General features: G+C 53.6%; 20 protein-coding genes and 2 tRNA genes. 7 read left to right on the forward strand and 15 right to left on the reverse strand.

Annotated elements, in window-relative coordinates:
- Window positions 1-42: 42 nt before the first annotated feature.
- From infB to BM007_RS11600, 4 genes are all read right to left on the reverse strand, one after another.
- Complete coding sequence (gene infB / locus BM007_RS11585; RefSeq protein ID WP_048992084.1) at window positions 43-2,730, reverse strand: translation initiation factor IF-2; 2,688 nt, start codon at window positions 2,728-2,730, stop codon at window positions 43-45.
- 24 nt (window positions 2,731-2,754) lie between these two features.
- Window positions 2,755-4,257, reverse strand: a complete 1,503-nt coding sequence (nusA, locus tag BM007_RS11590; RefSeq protein ID WP_003861798.1) for a transcription termination factor NusA — start codon at window positions 4,255-4,257, stop codon at window positions 2,755-2,757.
- A 28-nt stretch (window positions 4,258-4,285) separates the two neighbouring features.
- A complete protein-coding gene (rimP, locus tag BM007_RS11595; protein ID WP_014833432.1) occupies window positions 4,286-4,738 on the reverse strand; it encodes a ribosome maturation factor RimP in 453 nt (150 codons plus the stop codon).
- 207 nt (window positions 4,739-4,945) lie between these two features.
- A tRNA-Met gene (locus BM007_RS11600) sits at window positions 4,946-5,022 on the reverse strand.
- 287 nt (window positions 5,023-5,309) lie between these two features.
- On the opposite strand from BM007_RS11600, the gene argG reads away from it, so the two are divergent.
- Window positions 5,310-6,656 carry an argininosuccinate synthase gene (argG, locus tag BM007_RS11605; protein WP_024906366.1) on the forward strand — a complete coding sequence of 449 codons (1,347 nt, stop codon included), beginning with the start codon at window positions 5,310-5,312 and terminating at the stop codon, window positions 6,654-6,656.
- 152 nt (window positions 6,657-6,808) lie between these two features.
- Here argG and BM007_RS11610 read toward each other — a convergent pair.
- The 6 genes from BM007_RS11610 to rlmE all read right to left on the reverse strand — a co-directional run bounded on the left by BM007_RS11610 (window position 6,809) and on the right by rlmE (window position 12,401).
- A tRNA-Leu gene (locus BM007_RS11610) sits at window positions 6,809-6,895 on the reverse strand.
- Between the two features lie 9 nt (window positions 6,896-6,904).
- The gene (secG, locus tag BM007_RS11615; RefSeq protein ID WP_023309338.1) at window positions 6,905-7,237 is read right to left on the reverse strand and encodes a preprotein translocase subunit SecG; all 333 of its coding nucleotides are present in this window, start codon (window positions 7,235-7,237) and stop codon (window positions 6,905-6,907) included.
- A 223-nt stretch (window positions 7,238-7,460) separates the two neighbouring features.
- Window positions 7,461-8,798: a phosphoglucosamine mutase gene (gene glmM / locus BM007_RS11620; RefSeq protein ID WP_024906365.1), complete on the reverse strand. Its 1,338-nt coding sequence runs from the start codon at window positions 8,796-8,798 to the stop codon at window positions 7,461-7,463.
- Complete coding sequence (folP, locus tag BM007_RS11625) at window positions 8,791-9,639, reverse strand: dihydropteroate synthase (RefSeq protein WP_024906364.1); 849 nt, start codon at window positions 9,637-9,639, stop codon at window positions 8,791-8,793. The genes glmM and folP overlap by 8 nt, the downstream gene beginning before the upstream one ends.
- Before the next feature lie 98 nt (window positions 9,640-9,737).
- Window positions 9,738-11,672 carry an ATP-dependent zinc metalloprotease FtsH gene (gene ftsH / locus BM007_RS11630; protein ID WP_010436002.1) on the reverse strand — a complete coding sequence of 645 codons (1,935 nt, stop codon included), beginning with the start codon at window positions 11,670-11,672 and terminating at the stop codon, window positions 9,738-9,740.
- Between the two features lie 102 nt (window positions 11,673-11,774).
- Window positions 11,775-12,401 carry a 23S rRNA (uridine(2552)-2'-O)-methyltransferase RlmE gene (gene rlmE, locus BM007_RS11635; protein WP_003861812.1) on the reverse strand — a complete coding sequence of 209 codons (627 nt, stop codon included), beginning with the start codon at window positions 12,399-12,401 and terminating at the stop codon, window positions 11,775-11,777.
- A 127-nt stretch (window positions 12,402-12,528) separates the two neighbouring features.
- On the opposite strand from rlmE, the gene yhbY reads away from it, so the two are divergent.
- Window positions 12,529-12,822 carry a ribosome assembly RNA-binding protein YhbY gene (gene yhbY / locus BM007_RS11640; protein WP_003861814.1) on the forward strand — a complete coding sequence of 98 codons (294 nt, stop codon included), beginning with the start codon at window positions 12,529-12,531 and terminating at the stop codon, window positions 12,820-12,822.
- Window positions 12,823-12,973: 151 nt separating this feature from the next.
- Here the strand turns inward: yhbY and greA are convergent, their stop codons facing one another.
- Window positions 12,974-13,450: a transcription elongation factor GreA gene (greA, locus tag BM007_RS11645; RefSeq protein ID WP_014171793.1), complete on the reverse strand. Its 477-nt coding sequence runs from the start codon at window positions 13,448-13,450 to the stop codon at window positions 12,974-12,976.
- Between the two features lie 228 nt (window positions 13,451-13,678).
- Here greA and dacB point away from each other — a divergent pair, with 228 nt between their 5' ends.
- From dacB to pmrB, 3 genes are read left to right on the forward strand one after another with little or no spacing between them, the layout of a single operon-like run.
- A complete protein-coding gene (gene dacB / locus BM007_RS11650; protein WP_032650378.1) occupies window positions 13,679-15,112 on the forward strand; it encodes a serine-type D-Ala-D-Ala carboxypeptidase in 1,434 nt (477 codons plus the stop codon).
- Window positions 15,113-15,114: 2 nt separating this feature from the next.
- Window positions 15,115-15,777 (forward strand): two-component system response regulator PmrA, encoded by a 663-nt coding sequence (gene pmrA, locus BM007_RS11655; protein WP_024906362.1) that lies wholly within the window; start codon window positions 15,115-15,117, stop codon window positions 15,775-15,777.
- Window positions 15,774-16,817: a two-component system sensor histidine kinase PmrB gene (pmrB, locus tag BM007_RS11660; RefSeq protein WP_032650381.1), complete on the forward strand. Its 1,044-nt coding sequence runs from the start codon at window positions 15,774-15,776 to the stop codon at window positions 16,815-16,817. The genes pmrA and pmrB overlap by 4 nt, the downstream gene beginning before the upstream one ends.
- 34 nt (window positions 16,818-16,851) lie before the next feature.
- Here pmrB and cgtA read toward each other — a convergent pair whose 3' ends face one another.
- The 4 genes from cgtA to rplU all read right to left on the reverse strand — a co-directional run bounded on the left by cgtA (window position 16,852) and on the right by rplU (window position 19,693).
- A complete protein-coding gene (cgtA, locus tag BM007_RS11665; RefSeq protein WP_023333597.1) occupies window positions 16,852-18,027 on the reverse strand; it encodes an Obg family GTPase CgtA in 1,176 nt (391 codons plus the stop codon).
- Between the two features lie 15 nt (window positions 18,028-18,042).
- A complete protein-coding gene (locus BM007_RS11670; protein ID WP_090418869.1) occupies window positions 18,043-19,008 on the reverse strand; it encodes a DMT family transporter in 966 nt (321 codons plus the stop codon).
- Between the two features lie 96 nt (window positions 19,009-19,104).
- Window positions 19,105-19,362, reverse strand: coding sequence for a 50S ribosomal protein L27 (gene rpmA, locus BM007_RS11675; RefSeq protein WP_004385076.1), 258 nt, complete (start codon window positions 19,360-19,362; stop codon window positions 19,105-19,107).
- 19 nt (window positions 19,363-19,381) lie between these two features.
- Complete coding sequence (gene rplU / locus BM007_RS11680) at window positions 19,382-19,693, reverse strand: 50S ribosomal protein L21 (RefSeq protein ID WP_003025032.1); 312 nt, start codon at window positions 19,691-19,693, stop codon at window positions 19,382-19,384.
- A 257-nt stretch (window positions 19,694-19,950) separates the two neighbouring features.
- Here rplU and ispB point away from each other — a divergent pair, with 257 nt between their 5' ends.
- Together ispB and sfsB are read left to right on the forward strand one after the other, a co-directional pair.
- Window positions 19,951-20,922, forward strand: a complete 972-nt coding sequence (ispB, locus tag BM007_RS11685) for an octaprenyl diphosphate synthase (RefSeq protein WP_048989794.1) — start codon at window positions 19,951-19,953, stop codon at window positions 20,920-20,922.
- Window positions 20,923-21,152: 230 nt separating this feature from the next.
- On the forward strand, window positions 21,153-21,440 hold the full coding sequence (gene sfsB, locus BM007_RS11690; RefSeq protein ID WP_024906359.1) for a DNA-binding transcriptional regulator SfsB: 288 nt from the start codon (window positions 21,153-21,155) through the stop codon (window positions 21,438-21,440).
- Window positions 21,441-21,467 lie beyond the last annotated feature (27 nt).

Genomic DNA, 21,467 nt, shown 5'->3' on the forward strand with positions numbered 1-21,467 from the left:
ATTGCCGGGTGGCGCGAGGCGATCCCGGCTTACAATCGGTAATTAAGCGATGGTACGCTGAATTTCGATGATCTCGAACACTTCGATCATATCGCCAACGCGAACGTCGTTGTAGTTCTTCACGCCGATACCACATTCCATGCCGTTACGGACTTCGTTAACGTCATCTTTGAAGCGGCGCAGGGATTCCAGCTCGCCTTCGTAGATAACCACGTTGTCACGCAGTACGCGGATTGGGTTGTGACGCTTGATGTTACCTTCGGTAACCATACAGCCCGCGATCGCACCGAATTTCGGTGATTTGAACACGTCACGTACTTCAGCCAGACCGATGATCTGCTGTTTCAGCTCAGGAGACAGCATACCGCTCATCGCGGCCTTCACTTCGTCGATCAGGTTATAGATGACGGAGTAGTAACGCAGATCCAGGCTTTCGGATTCAATCACTTTACGCGCAGACGCATCCGCACGAACGTTGAAGCCAACCAGGATAGCGTTAGAGGCAGCAGCCAGGGTAGCGTCGGTCTCGGTGATACCACCTACGCCCGAACCGATGATCTTCACTTTCACTTCGTCAGTAGACAGTTTCAGCAAGGAGTCGGAGATCGCTTCCACAGAACCCTGAACGTCGGCTTTCAGAACGATGTTCACTTCGTGAACTTCGCCCTCGGTCATGTTGGCAAACATGTTCTCGAGTTTAGATTTCTGCTGACGAGCCAGTTTAACTTCACGGAATTTGCCCTGGCGGTACAGTGCCACTTCACGCGCTTTCTTCTCGTCACGCACAACGGTCACTTCGTCACCGGCAGCCGGAACACCGGACAGACCCAGGATTTCCACTGGAATGGACGGACCCGCTTCCAGCACTTCCTGACCCAGTTCGTTACGCATCGCACGAACGCGGCCGTATTCGAAACCGCACAGAACGATATCGCCTTTATGCAGTGTACCTTCACGAACCAGAACGGTAGCAACCGGGCCACGACCTTTATCCAGGAAGGATTCGATCACCGCGCCGCTCGCCATACCGTTACGGATGGCCTTCAGCTCCAGAACTTCGGCCTGCAGCAGGATCGCGTCCAGCAGTTCGTCGATACCGGTACCCGCTTTCGCAGACACGTGTACGAACTGGCTTTCACCGCCCCACTCTTCCGGCAGGATACCGTACTGGGAAAGTTCGTTTTTAACACGATCGGGATCCGCTTCTGGCTTATCGATCTTGTTCACTGCAACCACAACTGGCACACCTGCAGCCTTCGCGTGCTGGATAGCTTCGATGGTCTGTGGCATCACGCCGTCGTCTGCGGCAACAACCAGAACAACGATATCCGTCGCCTGAGCACCACGAGCACGCATTGAGGTAAACGCGGCGTGGCCTGGGGTATCCAGGAAGGTGATCATACCGTTGTCAGTTTCTACGTGGTATGCACCGATGTGCTGGGTAATGCCACCCGCTTCACCCGAGGCAACCTTAGTAGAACGAATGTAGTCAAGCAGAGAGGTTTTACCGTGGTCAACGTGACCCATGATGGTCACAACCGGTGCACGCGGTTCAGCCGCAGCGCCAGTATCACGGTCGCTCATTACTGCTTCTTCCAGCTCGTTTTCACGACGCAGGATTACTTTGTGGCCCATCTCTTCAGCAACCAGCTGTGCGGTTTCCTGATCGATCACCTGGTTGATGGTCGCCATGGCGCCCAGTTTCATCATCGCTTTGATGACCTGAGAGCCTTTAACCGCCATCTTGTTCGCCAGTTCGCCAACGGTAATGGTTTCGCCGATCACAACGTCACGGTTAACGGCCTGAGCAGGCTTCTGGAAGCCCTGCTGCAGAGCGGAACCTTTACGCTTGCCGCCTTTACCACCGCGAACAGCCGCGCGTGCTTCTTCACGATCAGCTTTGGATTCAGCGTGCTTGTTGCCTTTTTTCGCCGGACGCGCAGCTTTTGCATTACGGCCACGTCCACGACCGCCTTCCACTTCACGGTCGTTATCATCTTCAGCCTGACGCGCATGCTGAGAAGTGGTCACGTGATAGTCGCTGGTGTCTTCAGTCGGCTCAACGGTATTCACACCATTCTTCTCGTTTTCTTCTGCCATACGGCGCGCTTCTTCGGCGACGCGGCGAGCTTCTTCTTCCAGCTTACGGCGGGCTTCTTCTTCCGCTTTACGCTTCAGCTCGGCAGCTTCATTTTCACGGCGGGCTTTTTCAGCCTGGGCGGTTTTGGTCATTTCGTCTGTCTGTTGATTGCTCACTTTGTCTTTTTCCGCAGCGTCACGCTTCACTTTATCACTTGCGTCGCGTTTCGCTTTTTCTGCGGCCTCACGTTCAGCTTTTAATTCTGCTTCACGTTTGGCGGCTGCTTCCGCCTCACGCTGAGCTTGTTCTTCCGCTTCACGCTGTGCCTGCTCTTCCGCGGCAAGGCGTTCTGCCTCTTGCGGATCACGTTTTACAAAGGTGCGCGTCTTGCGGACTTCAATTTGTACCGATTTGCTTTTGCCACCGGTACCAGGGATGTTTAACGTGCTACGCGTTTTGCGCTGCAGCGTTAACTTGTCAGGCGTAGAGCCGTGTTCACGGTTCAGGTGCGTTAACAAGGTTTGTTTTTCTTGCGCGGTCACCGAGTCATCAGCGGACTTCGGGATCCCTGCATCAGCAAATTGCTGTACCAGGCGGTCCACGGAGGTCTGAATCTCAGCAGCCAGCGATTTTACAGTTACATCAGTCATGCTGTTCCTTCCTGCTACAGTTTATTACGCTTCGTCGCCGAACCAGCAAATATTACGTGCGGCCATGATGAGCTCGCCGGCTTTCTCGTCGGTTAAACCTTCGATATCAGCCAGGTCATCAACGCCTTGCTCAGCGAGATCTTCCAGCGTACAAACACCACGGGCAGCCAGCTTGAACGCAATCGCACGATCAAGACCTTCCAGATTCAGCAGGTCATCAGCCGGCTTCTTATCGCCAAGGCTTTCTTCCTGAGCCAGTGCCAGGGTGGTCAGTGCGTTTTTAGCGCGTTCACGCAGGGCTTCAACGGTTGGTTCATCCAGACCGTCAATTTCCAGCAGCTCTTTCATTGGCACATAGGCCAGTTCTTCCAGCGTAGAGAAACCTTCTTCAACCAGAACAGTGGCGAAGTCTTCGTCAATATCCAGGTATTTCGTGAAGGTATCGATCGCCGCATGGGCTTCAGCCTGATGCTTAGCCTGCAGGTCATCAACGGTCATCACGTTGAGTTCCCAGCCGCTCAGCTGTGACGCCAGGCGTACGTTCTGGCCGTTACGGCCGATTGCCTGCGCCAGGTTGCCCGCTTCAACAGCGATATCCATGGTGTGTTTGTCTTCGTCAACAACGATAGACGCCACATCAGCTGGAGCCATTGCGTTGATCACGAACTGCGCCGGGTTGTCATCCCACAGAACGATATCAATACGTTCGCCGCCCAGCTCAGTAGACACTGCCTGGACACGCGCACCGCGCATACCGACGCAAGCACCGACCGGGTCGATACGCTTGTCGTTGGTTTTCACCGCAATTTTCGCACGGGAGCCCGGATCGCGAGCCGCCGCTTTAATCTCGATAACTTCTTCACCGATTTCCGGTACTTCGATACGGAACAGTTCTACCAGCATTTCTGGTTTAGAACGGGTCACGAACAGCTGTGCGCCACGCGCTTCAGGGCGAACGGCGTACAGAACGCCGCGAATACGGTCGCCTGGACGGAAGTTTTCACGCGGCAGCATATCTTCACGCAGGATCACGGCTTCAGCGTTACCCGGCAACCCTTCGGATTTGATCTCCAGGGAGATATTGTCGCGGTTCACTTTCTTCACCACGCCGGTGATGATTTCGCCTTCCTGATCGCGGAACTGATCGACAACCAGCGCGCGCTCGGCTTCGCGCACTTTCTGCACGATAACCTGTTTAGCGGTCTGGGTGGTGATACGGTCGAAGGTCACAGATTCAATCTGATCTTCAACGTAGTCACCCACGTTCAGACTTTCGTCTTCAAAACGGGCGGCTTCCAGGGTGATCTCTTTGGTCGGCTGGGTTACTTCTTCAACGATTACCCAACGACGGAATGTATCGAAGTCACCGCTTTTACGATCGATTTCTACGCGAACATCGATCTCTTGTTCGTATTTTTTCTTGGTTGCTGTAGCCAGTGCACTTTCCAGCGCTTCAAAAATCTTCTCACGCGGCAGTGATTTCTCGTTGGAGACGGCTTCAACAACAGCCAAAATTTCTTTGTTCATCGCGGGCTTTTCACCTCAATCCAGACTGTTAAAAGTGGGGAACCAGGTTCGCCTTCTGGATATTACTCAGCGCGAACACTTCATCTTTGCCTTCGACTGTCACCGTGATCATTTCACCATCAACAGCTTTGATAATTCCCTGCCATTTACGGCGGTTCTGTACGGCCATACGCAGAACGAGAGCCACTTCTTCACCGGTAAAGCGCACATAGTGCTCGGCCGTGAACATCGGGCGATCGAGGCCAGGTGAGGAAACTTCCAGGTTGTACGCAACGGTAATCGGGTCTTCAACATCAAGAACCGCACTCACCTGGTGGCTGACATCAGCACAATCATCAACATTGATGCCATCTTCACTATCAATATAGATGCGCAGCGTCGATGTACGGCCGCGAACGAATTCGATGCCGACCAGTTCGTAGCCCAGTGCTTCGACCGGTGCAGTAATCATCTCTGTTAATTTTTGCTCTAATGTGGACAAGCCCACCCCCAAGACATAAAAAAAGGGCGTAAAGCCCAGTTATTCTGTAGTCAGATAACAAAAAACCCCGATAAATCGGGGCTTTAGATAACTGAACCCTATAGCCACAACTGTGGCCTGGAGCACTTTCCGAAAGAATTTTTTCAAATCCAGCTACGAAGGCTCTAAGTCTTCACAGTATATTTGAAAAAGAACTTTATGGGAAAGTGGTTGCGGGGGCCGGATTTGAACCGACGACCTTCGGGTTATGAGCCCGACGAGCTACCAGGCTGCTCCACCCCGCGCCTGAAACGTGGCAAATTCTACGCGTTTTGGACAGAATTTGCAAATAATGCTGGGATTTGGTACCGAAGACGGGACGTAAAATCGGCGTTTAGTATATTGATAGTTGACCCCACCTGTCAAGGCGACTTCCGCCAGATCGATCAGACCAAAATTTTTACAAAAAACGCATGACTCTCTTCCGGTCTTCGCCAAAAGATGATTAAATGAATACTCACTTATTTTGCATAAAAATGCACAAGAGAGCGAAAGCGGTCTCTAATCAGTCAATCAAGCAGGGTTTTATTCTATGACGACGATTCTCAAGCATCTTCCGGTAGGACAACGTATTGGCATCGCTTTCTCAGGTGGCCTGGATACCAGCGCTGCACTGCTGTGGATGCGCCAGAAGGGAGCGGTTCCGTATGCCTATACTGCGAACCTGGGTCAGCCGGATGAGGACGACTATGATGCCATTCCTCGTCGCGCTAAAGAGTATGGTGCAGAGAACGCGCGCCTGATTGACTGCCGTAAGCAACTTGTCGCGGAAGGTATCGCGGCTATTCAGTGTGGTGCATTCCATAACACCACCGGCGGTCTGACCTATTTCAACACCACCCCGCTGGGCCGTGCGGTCACCGGCACCATGCTGGTTGCGGCGATGAAAGAAGACGGCGTCAACATCTGGGGTGACGGTAGCACCTATAAAGGTAACGATATCGAACGTTTCTATCGTTATGGCCTGCTGACCAACGCCGAGCTGCAGATTTACAAACCATGGCTGGACACCGACTTCATCGACGAGCTGGGTGGTCGTCATGAGATGTCCGAGTTTATGATCGCCTGCGGTTTCGACTATAAGATGTCAGTCGAGAAAGCCTATTCCACCGACTCCAACATGCTGGGTGCAACGCACGAAGCGAAAGACCTGGAATTCCTGAACTCCAGCGTGAAGATCGTTAACCCGATCATGGGCGTGAAGTTCTGGGACGAGAACGTCAAAATCCAGGCGGAAGAGGTGACCGTACGTTTCGAGCGCGGCCATCCGGTTGCGCTGAACGGTAAAACCTTCTCTGACGATGTTGAGCTGATGCTGGAAGCTAACCGTATTGGCGGTCGTCACGGTCTGGGCATGAGCGATCAGATTGAAAACCGTATCATCGAAGCGAAAAGCCGTGGCATTTATGAAGCCCCGGGAATGGCGCTGCTGCACATCGCTTACGAGCGTCTGCTGACCGGCATTCACAACGAAGACACCATTGAGCAGTATCACTCTCATGGCCGTCAGCTGGGCAAACTGCTGTATCAGGGCCGCTGGTTCGATCCACAGGCGCTGATGCTGCGTGATGCGCTGCAGCGTTGGGTGGCAAGCGCGATCACCGGTGAAGTGACGCTGGAACTGCGTCGCGGTAACGACTACTCCATCCTGAACACCGTGTCTGACAACCTGACCTATAAAGCAGAGCGTCTGACTATGGAGAAAGGTGAATCTGTGTTCTCACCAGACGATCGTATTGGTCAGCTGACCATGCGTAATCTGGACATCACCGATACACGTGAGAAGCTGTTCAACTATGTTGAGAATGGCCTGCTCTCCGCCAGCTCCGGTAACGGCCTACCGCAGGTTGAAAACCTGGAACACAGCGATAAGAAGTAATCGACAGCAAGACATGCAAAAGGCGCCCAACAGGCGCCTTTTTATTTGGTATTTGTAGGGCGGGTAAGCGCAGCGCCACCCGCCATTTTGCCCGCTACCACAATATACAGACGAAAAAAAAGACGTCTTTCGACGTCTTTCTTCTGGAATATTGGTACCGAGGATGGGACTCGAACCCACAAGCCCGTTAGGGCACTACCACCTCAAGGTAGCGTGTCTACCAATTCCACCACCTCGGTACAGAATACTTAGTGCGGGATATCGCTGGTTGGCTTAGCCGGTGCAGCTGGCTGAGTCTGCTCAGTTTTCGCTGGCGCGCTCAGGTTTTCCCACTCGCTTCCTTTGCTGGTCTTATTGCTGTTGATATTGCCAAGCACCAGACTGATGATGAAGAACAGCGTAGCCAGAATCGCCGTTGTGCGGGTCATGAAGTTCGCAGAACCACTTGAACCGAACAGCGTACCGGAAGCGCCTGCTCCGAAGGAGGCTCCCATATCAGCGCCTTTACCTTGCTGCAGCATAATCAGCGCTACGAGAGCGATGGCTACAATAAGGAAAACAACTAAAAGAGCTTCGTACATAATCAACCTGTTCCTTGCGGATTTGCCGCATACCAATGCTTCGACCAATTAGCAGGATTTTTGTTTCCCACTGAAGCGGGTGTGAATACTAACCAAAGCGAATCACCTTCGCAAGGGCATTTTCGACGCATTGTATCAACTGCGGAAAAAAACAGCAAAAAGCCATGAATTGCTTAAAACAAAGGCGGCAAACGCCGCCTTTTTAAACATTTAGCGTGCAAGATTATGCAGCTTTTACGGCATCCGCAATACGGTGCGCAAATTCGGTGACCTGCGCTTCGTCTTCACCTTCCACCATCACGCGGATCAGCGGTTCGGTACCGGACTTACGCAGCAGCACGCGTCCACGGCTGCCCAGAGCCGCTTCAACATCAGCCATCACCGCTTTGACGTTCTCATTTTCCAGCGGATCGCCTTTGCCAGCAGTAAAGCGCACGTTCACCAGGATCTGTGGGAACATTTTCATCCCGCTGCACAGATCGTGCAGGCTCATATGGTTGCGCGCCATCGCGGCAACCACCTGCAGCGCGGCCACGATACCGTCACCGGTGGTAGTTTTGTCGAGCAGGATGACGTGACCCGAGTTTTCTGCACCGATGCGCCAGCCCTTCTCCTGCAGTTTTTCCAGCACGTAGCGGTCACCCACTTTCGCGCGCACGAACGGAATACCGAGCTGTTTCAGCGCCAGTTCCAGGCCCATGTTACTCATCAGCGTACCTACCGCACCGCCGCGCAGCTGGCCCTGACGCAGACCTTCACGTGCAATGATGTAGAGGATCTGATCGCCGTCGACCTTGTTACCTTCGTGGTCGACCATGATCACGCGGTCACCGTCGCCGTCCAGCGCAATACCGAGATCGGCTTTCTCCGCCAGAACACGCGCCTGCAGGGCACGAACGTCAGTTGCCCCCACCTGCTCGTTAATGTTCAGACCATCCGGCTCGCAGCCGATGGCGATCACTTTCGCACCCAGTTCGCGGAAAACATTTGGGGCGATGTGGTAGGTCGCACCGTTCGCACAGTCCACCACAATTTTCAGATGAGCCAGGCTCAGCTCATTCGGGAAGGTACCTTTACAGAATTCGATGTAACGCCCCGCCGCATCGACGATACGGTTCGCTTTACCCAGCTCTGCGGAATCAACACAGGTGATCTCTTTTTCCATTTCGGCTTCAATCGCCTCTTCCACGTCATCCGGCAGCTTGGTGCCGTCAATGGAGAAGAATTTAATGCCGTTGTCGTAGAACGGGTTGTGAGAAGCCGAGATGACAATCCCCGCTTCCGCACGGAAGGTGCGCGTCAGATACGCGACTGCAGGCGTTGGCATTGGGCCCGTAAAGGAGGCGGACAGTCCGGCAGCTGCCAGACCCGCTTCAAGCGCGGACTCCAGCATATAGCCCGAAATACGGGTGTCTTTACCGATGATAATTTTACGTGAGCCATGACGCGCCAGTACCTTGCCAGCAGCCCAGCCGAGCTTCAGGACAAAATCAGGGGTGATGGGAGCATCGCCTACACGCCCACGGATACCGTCGGTACCAAAATATTTACGATTACTCATAGCGTTTGTTTTCCTTCGCTGCCAGTGTGGCTTCCACCACACGCATGGCTTCTACTGTTTCTTTGACGTCATGGACACGAATAATGTGCGCACCCTGCATCGCCGCAATCACTGCGCAGGCCAGGCTGCCGCTCAGGCGTTCGCTCGGCCCCACGTTCAGCAACTGCCCAATCATCGACTTTCTCGACATCCCCACCAGTAACGGCAGGCCAAAATGATGGAATTCCGACAGGCGCGCAAGCAACGCATAGTTGTGGGAGAGATTTTTACCGAAACCGAACCCCGGGTCGAGCAGCAATTTCTCTTTTGGGATACCTGCACGTTCACAGCGTGCAATATGCTCAATAAAGAAGCGATTCACGTCGGCAAAGACATCATCATACTTCGGTGCTTCCTGCATGGTTTTCGGTTGGCCCTGCATGTGCATCAGGCATACCGGTAACCCCGTCTCTGCCGCGGCTTCAAGTGCGCCAGGCTCGGTGAGTGAGCGAATATCATTAATAATGTGAGCGCCCACTCTCGCCACTTCACGAATCACTTCGGGTTTGGAGGTATCAACGGAGATCCACACTTCAAACCGCTGCGCGATGGCTTCAACGACCGGCACGACGCGCGCCAGCTCTTCTTCCACAGACACGTCAGCCGCACCAGGACGCGTCGATTCGCCGCCAACGTCAATGATGGTGGCACCCGCATTAATCATTAAATTCGCGTGCTTAACCGCCTCGATAAGCGTGTTATGCGTGCCGCCGTCAGAGAAGGAGTCAGGGGTAACATTCAGGATCCCCATCACATGGGGATGTGAGAGATCGAGATGCGAGTCCTGAGCGAATAATTTCATGGCGAAATCCCTGATATCTATATGGTTAAACAGAAATGAAAAACCCCGGAGCAAGCTCCAGGGTTTGAGGTACAGACAAACGCGTCAACAGCAGTAACTTACTTATCGCCCAACTGTTCTGACATGGTGTTGCCCGGGTTTGGCGTACGCGGTTCATCAACCGGACGCGGCGCACGCGGGGTGCCATTGTTGTCAGAATTATTGGAAGCGCCTGGGTCTTCCCAGCCTGCTGGCGGACGCACTTCACGGCGCGCCATCAGGTCGTCAATCTGCGGTGCATCGATGGTCTCATACTTCATGAGCGCATCTTTCATCGAATGCAGGATGTCCATATTGTCGTTCAGGATCTGGCGAGCACGTGCATAGTTACGCTCTACCAGAGATTTTACTTCCTGGTCGATGATACGTGCCGTCTCATCGGACATATGTTTCGCTTTCGCCACAGAACGGCCCAGGAAGACTTCACCCTCTTCCTCTGCATACAGCAGCGGACCGAGTTTGTCGGAGAAGCCCCACTGCGTCACCATGTTACGCGCCAGGTTGGTCGCGACTTTAATGTCGTTGGACGCACCGGTAGAAACATGTTCCACACCGTAGATAATCTCTTCTGCCAGGCGACCACCGTAGAGGGTAGAAATCTGACTTTCCAGTTTCTGACGGCTGGCGCTGATCGCGTCGCCTTCAGGCAGGAAGAAGGTCACACCCAGCGCACGACCGCGCGGAATAATCGTCACTTTATGCACCGGATCGTGTTCCGGTACGAGGCGACCAATAATCGCGTGACCCGCTTCGTGGTATGCCGTGGACTCTTTCTGCGCTTCCGTCATCACCATGGAGCGACGTTCCGCACCCATCATGATTTTGTCTTTCGCTTTCTCGAACTCCACCATGGACACCACGCGCTTGTTACCGCGAGCGGCAAACAGAGCTGCTTCGTTGACCAGGTTAGCCAGGTCCGCACCGGAGAAGCCAGGAGTACCGCGCGCAATGATTGCCGCGTCGATATCTGGTGCCAGCGGTACGCGACGCATGTGAACTTTCAGAATCTGTTCACGACCGCGAACGTCCGGCAGACCCACAACAACCTGACGGTCGAAACGGCCTGGACGCAGCAGCGCAGGGTCAAGTACGTCCGGACGGTTAGTCGCCGCGATAACGATGATACCTTCGTTACCTTCGAAGCCGTCCATCTCAACCAGCATCTGGTTCAGCGTCTGTTCACGTTCATCATGACCACCGCCCAGACCTGCGCCACGCTGGCGGCCTACGGCGTCGATTTCATCGATGAAGATAATGCACGGTGCTGCCTTCTTGGCCTGCTCGAACATGTCACGCACACGAGATGCACCGACACCCACGAACATTTCAACGAAGTCAGAACCTGAAATAGTAAAGAACGGCACCTTCGCTTCGCCCGCAATGGCTTTCGCCAGCAGGGTTTTACCGGTACCCGGAGGGCCAACCATCAGCACGCCTTTCGGGATCTTACCGCCCAGCTTCTGGAAACGGCTCGGTTCACGCAGGTATTCAACCAGTTCGCCGACCTCTTCTTTCGCTTCGTCACACCCGGCAACGTCTGCAAAAGTGGTCTTGATCTGATCTTCCGTTAACATACGCGCCTTGCTCTTACCGAACGACATGGCACCTTTGCCACCGCCGCCCTGCATCTGGCGCATAAAGAAGATCCAGACGCCGATAAGAAGCAGCATCGGGAACCAGGAAATGAAGATAGAAGCCAGCAGGCTTGGTTCTTCTGGCGGCTCGCCAACTACCTTGACGTTTTTGGTCAGAAGGTTATCAAGCAGCTTAGGATCGTTCACCGGGATGTAAGTCGTGTAACGGTTACTATCTTTCTTGGTAACGTTGATCTCACGTCCGTTGATACGCGCTTCGCGAACCTGGTCCTGATTGACCTCCTGCAGGAAGGTAGAATAATCCACCTTGCGGCCATTCGACTCGCTGGGCCCAAAGCTCTGGAATACTGACATCAGCACAACGGCAATGACCAGCCAGAGTATTAGGTTTTTCGCCATGTCACTCAAGGGATTAACCTCATATTACAACTGTGTTAAAAACAGCGTCAGGATACTCTATATCCAGTTTCATTCAAACTTTCGTCTGAAATCTCCCGGTTATCATTTTCGCCCGGTCGCTACAATATACACTTCACGGGAACGGGCCCGGGAAGAGTCCGGCTTACGAACTTTGACCTTCGCAAACAGGGAGCGAATTTCCTTAAGATACTCCTCGAAACCTTCGCCCTGAAACACCTTCACAACAAAACTACCACCAGGCGCTAGTACATCACGACACATTTCTAACGCTAGCTCCACCAGATACATGGCGCGGGGGATATCCACCGCCGGTGTTCCGCACATATTTGGTGCCATATCTGACATGACAACCTGGACCTTACTGTCACCTACACGATCAAGTAACGCTTTCAGCACTAATTCATCACGAAAGTCGCCCTGAAGGAAGTCGACACCGACGATGGGATCCATTGGTAAAAGATCGCACGCGATGATTCGGCCCGTTCCGCCGATCTGCGTGACCGCATACTGGGACCATCCGCCAGGTGCCGCACCGAGGTCAACAACCGTCATCCCCGGCTTAAAAAGTTTGTCACTTTGCTGTATTTCATCAAGTTTAAACCAGGCACGGGAACGCAACCCCTTTTTCTGTGCCTGTTGAACATATTTATCGCTAAAGTGTTCCTGGAGCCAGCGGCTGGAGCTGGCAGAACGCTTTTTACCTGTCATTTAACATTTCCGTCCTGGTTCATCGTTGCTTGCCTGTGACGTAAATTTCTACGCAGCTATTTGGCGATATAAGGGAGATGGCGGTAGAATGAACCGTTTTCAATCCCAACGTAAGCAAAAATATACGATGAATCTGAGTACTAAACAAAAACAGCACCTTAAAGGTCTGGCACATCCGCTCAAGCCTGTAGTGATGCTTGGCAACAATGGTTTGACCGAAGGGGTGCTTGCCGAGATTGAACAAGCGCTGGAACACCACGAGCTGATCAAGGTGAAAATCGCCTCTGAAGACAGAGACACTAAAAACCTGATCGTGGAAGCCATCGTGCGCGAAACCGGCGCCTGTAATGTACAGGTCATCGGTAAAACGCTGGTGCTCTACCGCCCGTCTAAAGAGCGTAAAATCTCGCTGCCACGTTAAGGATATCCTGAATTAAACACATTTTCTGTGTGAAACGAGGGATTTCTGTCAGCAGGCGAGCAAAATGCCATGCTCCTTGAGTTGATAAAAGGCCGCTACGCGGCCTTTTTCTTTTCTTTACAATGTATCAACATCTTAGTAGAGAAGCGAATTACAGGTATTCAACCTTAATAATTTCGTATTCTACTTCACCGCCAGGGGTGCGGATGGTGACAACATCGTCCTGCTCTTTGCCAATCAGGCCGCGAGCAATCGGCGAGTTCACCGAAATCAGGTTCTGTTTGAAATCAGCTTCATCATCACCCACGATGCGATAGGTCTGCTCTTCGTCGTTGTCCAGGTTCAGCACGGTCACGGTAGAACCAAAGATCACACGCCCGTTGTTAGGCATTTTGGTGATGTCGATAACCTGTGCATTGGACAGTTTTGCTTCGATATCTTTAATACGCCCTTCACAGAAGCCCTGCTGCTCACGCGCGGCGTGGTATTCAGCATTCTCTTTCAGGTCGCCATGCTCGCGCGCATCCGCGATAGCGGCGATGATTTCAGGACGACGCACGGATTTCAGGAAATCCAGCTCTTCGCGCAGTTTTTCGGCACCACGTAAGGTCATCGGAATAGCTTGCATTTGTTATACCTCTTAAACATTCCTGTTGGGAGCAGTGTTCCCTGCTCCTGCCCCCCTAAGCGGGCAAGAAGCAAAAAGAAAACCGACCCGGGAGCAATGCCCCAGGTCAGCAGCAATTTTTCAATTTGATATGCATTTTACCGCGAAGTTCACTATGGGTCATCGTTTACTTTGCAGTGCCATGCACCGTAGTATGACGGTTTGTTTTCGGGTTGTTAGCGCGAGATTATGCGATTTTCCAGATTTATCATCGGATTGACTACCAGTATAACGTTCACCGCCCAGGCCGCGAATGTTGATGAGTACATTAATCAGCTCCCCGCAGGCGCGAACCTTGCCCTGATGGTGCAGAAGGTTGGCGCACAGGCTCCCGAGATTGACTATCACAGTCAACAGATGGCGCTGCCTGCCAGTACCCAAAAGGTGATCACTGCCCTCGCCGCCCTGCTCCAGCTCGGGCCTGACTTCCGTTTTACGACCACTCTTGAAACCAAAGGTAACGTTGAGGGTGGCGAACTGAAAGGCGATCTTATCGCCCGTTTTGGCGGCGATCCGACCTTTAAGCGCCAGGATATCCGCAATATGGTTGCGGTGCTGAAAAAATCTGGCGTGCAGAAAATTGATGGCAATGTGCTGATCGACACGTCCATCTTTGCCAGTCACGATAAAGCCCCAGGCTGGCCGTGGAACGACATGACCCAGTGCTTTAGCGCCCCGCCCGCCGCCGCGATTGTCGACCGTAACTGCTTCTCGGTTTCGCTTTACAGCGCGCCAAAGCCGGATGATTTAGCGTTTATCCGCATAGCGTCCTACTACCCGGTCACGATGTTTAGCCAGGTCCGCACGCTGGCGAAAGGCTCCCCGGATGCGCAATATTGTGAGCTGGACGTCGTGCCAGGCGATCTTAACCGCTTCACGCTGACCGGCTGCCTGACCCAGCGCGCCGATCCGCTGCCGCTGGCCTTTGCGATACAGGATGGCGCAAGCTATGCGGGCGCCATCCTGAAAGATGAACTGAAACAAGCGGGAATAACCTACTCGGGCACGCTGCTTCGTCAGACGCAGGTCAACCAGCCCGGTACGGTCATCGCCAGCAAACAGTCTCCACCGCTGCACGATTTATTGCGCATCATGCTGAAAAAGTCGGACAACATGATTGCCGATACGGTGTTCCGCATGATTGGTCACGCCCGTTTCGGCGTGCCGGGAACCTGGCGCGCGGGTTCAGACGCGGTTCGGCAGATCCTGCGCCAGCAGGCGGGGATCGATCTGGGTAATACCATCGCTGTCGATGGCTCCGGACTATCGCGCCATAATTTGATCTCTCCGGCCACGATGATGCAGGTGCTTCAGTACATTGCACAGCATGACACTGAGCTAAACTTTATTTCAATGCTGCCGCTGGCCGGGCATGACGGTTCACTGCAGTACCGCGCCGGGCTTCACGCTGCCGGTGTGGATGGCAAAGTATCCGCTAAAACAGGCTCACTGCAGGGGGTTTACAACCTTGCAGGCTTCATCACTACCGCCAGCGGACAACGCATGGCATTCGTGCAGTATCTTTCCGGCTATGCCGTCGAACCGACCGACCAGCGCAATCGTCGTATTCCGCTTGTTCGCTTCGAAAGCAGGCTTTATAAGGACATCTACCAGAATAACTAGCGATGAAACTACTTATAGTTGAAGACGATCTGTTATTGCAGGAAGGGCTGGCGCTGGGGCTGGCCAATGAAGGGTATGCCCTCGACTGTGCCGGCACCGCAGCGGAGGCGGACGCCCTGATTCAGAGCGGCGAATACAGTCTGGTGATCCTCGATTTGGGCTTGCCTGATAAAGACGGCGCTACGCTGCTCAGCCAGTGGCGACGCCGCGGTATCGCCAACCCGGTGTTGATCCTGACGGCACGCGATGCCATTGAAGACCGTATCACCGGTCTCGATGCAGGCGCAGATGATTACCTGGTGAAGCCTTTTGCGCTTGCGGAGCTGCAGGCTCGGGTGCGAGCGTTGATTCGCCGCTATCAGGGACATAGTGATAACTTACTGACCGACGGCGATATTACGCTGAATCTGCAAACCCAGCAGGTACTGCGCCAGGATCAGGCGGTCGAGGTAACACCAAAAGAGTTCGCCTTGCTTACGCGTCTGATCATGCGCAGCGGGCAAACGGTGCACAGAGAAACGCTCCAGCAGGATATCTACTCCTGGCAGGACGATCCGGGGTCAAATACCCTTGAAGTCCACATTCACAACCTGCGTCGTAAGCTCGGCAAGGACAGAATCAAAACCGTCCGTGGCGTTGGCTATCGCCTGGAGAGCCAGAAATGAACAGCATGCGTCGGCGTTTGATGGTGCTGCTGGCGGTCATTCTGTTATTTTTCCAGCTGATAAGCGTCATCTGGCTGTGGCATGAAAGCCGTGAGCAGATTAGTTTCCTGGTCAGTGAAACGCTGTCAGCAAAAGCGCGTAATAACCATGTCGAAAAAGAGATCCGCGAGGCGATTGCCTCGCTGCTGGTCCCTTCTCTGGTGATGGTCGGTTTTACCCTGCTCTTCTCCTTCTGGGCGGTCACCTGGATCACCCGGCCCCTGAATAAACTGCGTGTCAGCCTGGCTAACCGTTCGGCGGATAACTTAACCCCGCTTCCTATGTATTCCGACATGGAAGAGATCGGCGCGGTGACGACCTCCCTGAACCAGCTCCTCGCCCGGCTGGACAATACCATTCAACAGGAGCGTCTCTTCACTGCAGACGCCGCGCACGAGCTTCGAACGCCTCTTGCCGGTATCCGGCTCCATCTGGAGCTGATGTCGCAGTCTGGTGCGCCACAGGCGGCAACGCTGATTAGCCGTATCGATCAGCTCATGCATACCGTCGAACAGCTGCTGATGCTGGCCCGGGCCGGACAGGCAATGGCGAGCGGCCACTACGAAACCGTAAGCTGGACGGAAAATATCATTGAACCTCTCGGCCTGGGTCATGAAGCCAAAGAGCATACGGTGATTTGGCCCGCTAAAAGCGAGCTCACGGTTCAGGGAGACGCCGTGCTCCTGCGCCTGATGCTGCGCAACCTGCTGGAAAATGCAGGACGCTACAGCCCGGCAGGGACAACGATTACAGTGACGTTAACCGAGGTCGACGGGGGGACGCAGATCAGCGTTATCGATCAGGGCCCAGGGATTGATGAAGCGCACCGGCAGTCCATTACCGAGCCATTCCGCCGTCTTGACCAGCGCTACGGCGGCAGCGGTCTGGGGCTGAGCATCGTGCAGCGCATCGTCCAGCTTCACCACGGCAGGCTCACGCTTGAGAATGGCGCTGAAGGCGGTTTAATCGCCAGCTGCTGGCTGCCTGCGACGCTGGAATAAAAAAAGCCCCCATAATGGGGGCTTTGGACAGATATTAGTGCTTGTAGATGAACTCGACGCCTTCTTCGTCGTCTTCATCCCAGTCATCGTCCCAGTCTTCATCGTCTTCTTCCGCTTCCAGCTCTTCGAGCTGCTGGCGGTGGTAGTCATCCCACATGAATTCGACTTTTTCAGGCTGTTTGGCTTCTTCCGCCTGAACGATTGGGTTCTCAATGATGAAGGTCATCACATCCCAGCACAGATCTTTCACGCCAACCTGGCTTGCCGCAGAGATCAGGTAGTATTTATCTTCCCAACCCATCGCTTCAGCAATGGCTTTCGCTTTTGCTTCCGCTTCGGCTTTGTCCATCAGGTCGATCTTGTTGAAGACCAGCCAGCGTGGTTTATTCGCCAGTTTTTCGCTGTATTTTTCCAGCTCACCGATGATGATGCGGGCGTTTTCAACCGGATCGGAACCATCGATAGGATCGATATCAATGAGGTGCAGCAGTACGCGGCAACGCTCAAGGTGTTTCAGGAAGCGAATACCCAGACCCGCGCCTTCCGCAGCGCCTTCAATCAGACCCGGAATATCGGCAACCACAAAGCTCTTCTCGTTATCCATGCGGACAACGCCCAGGCTTGGTACCAGCGTGGTAAACGGATAGTCCGCCACTTTCGGTTTCGCCGCAGAGACGGCACGAATGAACGTTGATTTACCGGCGTTTGGCATACCCAGCATGCCCACGTCAGCCAGAAGCATCAGCTCCAGCTGCAGGTCGCGCTTATCGCCCGGGGTACCCATCGTTTTCTGACGCGGCGTACGGTTAACGGAAGATTTGAAACGGCTGTTACCCAGACCGTGCCAGCCGCCTTTCGCTACCATCAGGCGCTGACCGTGTTTGGTCATGTCACCCATGGTTTCACCGGTTCCCTGGTCAATCACACGCGTACCGACCGGAACCTTAATGGTGACGTCTTTACCGCGTTTCCCGGTACAGTCACGGCTCTGGCCGTTCTGGCCACGTTCAGCGCGGAAGGATTTTTCGAAACGGTAGTCGATCAGCGTGTTGAGGTTCTCATCCGCCTCCAGCCACACGTCACCACCATCCCCACCGTCGCCGCCATCAGGACCGCCACGAGGGATATACTTTTCACGGCGGAAGCTCACGCAACCGTTGCCGCCATCACCAGCCACGACCAGGATCGTCGCTTCATCAACAAACTTCATTTTACTCTCCGTAACTCATTCGCCTGAGCGGGGGACTACTACAACCGCTTCATTTTTGCGCCAACGTCCCCAAAGACGATGACCAATGGCGGAATACATCGCGCCCGCAACCACGACAAACGCACCGAGATAACCCAACAGGTTGAGCATCGGTCTGACGAAGACATCGGGCCAGGCCATTGATAACAAATCTGAAAATAACAGCGTAAACAGCGGGGTAAGCGTGATCAACGCGCTCACCTGTGCTGCCTGCCAGCGCGCCATCGCTTCGGCCAGCGCGCCATAACCGACCAGCGTGTTCAGCCCACAAAAAATGAGGCACGCCAGTTGCCAGTCGCTAAGCTGAGTAATCACACCCGGCTTCGCTAATGGCAGCAATGCTATTGTACACAAAGTGTACAGCAAAAAGAGGATCTGCTGTGAGGCAAGTCGACGCAATAACACCTTTTGCGAGACGCCATAGCTCACCCAGACCGTTGCTGCCCCCACACCGAAAATGACACCCCATGTGTAATCCGTCAGGCGGGTAAAAATCTCGATCAGACTGGTGTTGAAGAACATCACCAGACCGCACAGCAGCATGCTCGCCCCGATAATCTGCGTACCGCGCATCTTCTCCTTGAGGATAAAGACGCTGGCGACCATCATGCCCACCGGTGAAAGCTGACCTATTACCTGCGACGCCGTGGGGCTAAGATATTGCAGGGAAGAACTGAACAGGATGAAGTTACCGAACAGACCGCCCGTCGCGATAGCCAGCAGCACCAGCCAGCGCGGTTTACGGAAGAGCCGCAAGGGTGGAAGCTTACCTTTGACGGCCAGAATCGCCCCGAGGCCGATGCTTGCCATCAGAAAGCGATAAAAGACCACCGTAGGCGGCTCCATCACTTCCAGTACCTGCTTCATTGCAATTGGCAGCGCACCCCAGCACATTGCGGTTGTGAGCGCCAAAAGAATTCCTATGCCGGCCTGCTGCTTCATGCCCGTTTTCCCTACAGAAAAAATTACCGGGTTTCCAATGTAAAAAGCCCCGCAACAGGTTGCGGGGCTTTAATCCGTTACCGGACCGAGAAAACCTTACTCAGCAACGATGCTGATGTATTTACGGTTGTTCGGGCCTTTAACTTCAAATTTCACTTTACCGTCTGCTTTAGCAAACAGAGTGTGGTCACGACCGCAACCTACGTTGTTGCCAGCGTGGAATTTGGTACCACGTTGACGAACGATGATGCTACCCGCCAGAACGGATTCGCCACCGAAACGCTTAACGCCCAGGCGTTTAGCTTCTGAATCGCGACCGTTACGTGTGGAGCCGCCAGCCTTTTTATGTGCCATTTAAATCTCTCCTCAGGTCTTAGGCGCTGATGCCAGTAATTTTCACATCAGTGAACCACTGACGGTGGCCCTGCTGCTTACGGTAGTGCTTACGACGACGAAACTTAACGATTTTAACTTTCTCGCCACGACCGTGCGCAACAACTTCAGCTTTGATAACGCCGCCATCAACGAAAGGAACGCCGATTTTGACTTCTTCACCGTTTGCGATCATCAGAACTTCTGCGAACTCAACAGATTCGCCAGTTGCGATGTCCAGCTTTTCCAGGCGAACGGTCTGACCTTCGCTTACTCGGTGTTGTTTACCACCACTTTGGAAAACCGCGTACATATAAACTCCGCTTCCGCGCACATCCTCGTATGATTCAGAGTGCGCTATAAATATTCACAATAGGGCGCGAATATTACGCAAAACGCGAGCCTTTGACAAGTGCTACCGTCAATACATGAAGAAAAAAAACACAACACGTACGGTAACGTTTATCTGAGCCGTTTTTTCAGTACAATCAGCACTACTATTGATAAACCGAAACCCTTCGTTACCCCATTGAAGATGGGATCAACAGGATAAAAAGCCCGGCTTTTGCGATGAATTTAGAAAAAATCAACGAGTTAACCGCGCAAGATATGGCGGGTGTGAATGCAGCAATCCTGGAGCAACTCAACTCTGACGTCCAGCTGATCAATCAGTTGGGCTATTACATTGTCAGCGGCGGTGGTAAACGCATTCGTCCGATGATCGCCATTCTGGCTGCCAGAGCCGTTGGTTATCAGGGAAATGCCCACATCACTATCGCAGCGCTCATCGAATTTATCCACACGGCGACGCTTTTGCACGACGATGTGGTGGATGAATCGGATATGCGTCGTGGCAAAGCCACGGCTAACGCCGCGTTCGGGAACGCAGCCAGCGTACTGGTGGGGGACTTTATCTACACCCGCGCCTTCCAGATGATGACCAGTCTGGGCTCCCTGAAAGTGTTGGAAGTGATGTCCGAAGCCGTAAACGTCATTGCTGAAGGCGAAGTGCTGCAGCTGATGAACGTCAACGACCCGGACATCACCGAAGAAAACTACATGCGCGTGATCTACAGCAAAACCGCGCGCCTGTTTGAAGCGGCGGCCCAGTGTTCCGGCATTCTGGCTGACTGTACCGAAGCACAGGAAAAAGGCCTGCAGGACTATGGTCGCTATCTGGGTACGGCATTCCAGCTGATTGATGATTTGCTGGACTACAGTGCGGACGGCGAGACGCTCGGCAAAAACGTGGGAGATGACCTTAATGAAGGCAAACCGACCCTGCCGCTGCTCCATGCCATGCGTAACGGAACAGCCGAACAGGCGAAAATGATCCGTGAAGCGATTGAGCAGGGAAATGGCCGCCATCTTCTGGAACCTGTGCTGGAAACCATGGCTATCTGCGGATCGCTGGAATGGACGCGGCAGCGTGCGGAAGAAGAAGCCGACAAAGCCATCGAAGCTCTCCAGGTCATTCCCGACAGCCCGTGGCGCGAGGCATTGATAGGTCTTGCCCACATCGCCGTTCAGCGCGACCGTTAACCCTCCTTGTTTCTCCCCGCGACCAGGGCGGGGGGATTCCAGAAAAATCCTGTAAATTACGTATTCCTGTAAATCCATCGGTTTAGAGACCGCATGAATAAAGCCATGTCTTATTCTGAATATCCCTTCAAGTAACGCGAACTTTTTAGAACAAAAGCTTGAAATGGGTATATTAACCCCGTCGTTTCAGAAGAAACGGCGTAGGTGAATCCGAACTTAAGGACGGTGTTATGGATACGAAATTTATCGACTGGCACACGGCTGATATTATTGCCGCACTGCGCAAAAGAGGCACTTCACTGGCAGCAGAGTCCCGCCGCCATGGACTGAGTTCTTCAACTCTGGCAAACGCCCTCACCCGCCCCTGGCCCAAGGGAGAATTAATCATCGCGACGGCGCTGGATACGCATCCGTGGGTGATTTGGCCTTCGCGCTACCACGATCCCATCACCCATGAATTTATCGACAGAACGCGCATGATTCGCCAGAGAAAGGCAAAAAGAGAACCGCAGAAGTAATGCGTTTTTGACAGGAACAGCAACCCC

Source organism: Enterobacter sp. NFIX59 (assembly GCF_900113755.1).
GTDB classification, from domain to species: domain Bacteria; phylum Pseudomonadota; class Gammaproteobacteria; order Enterobacterales; family Enterobacteriaceae; genus Enterobacter; species Enterobacter pseudoroggenkampii.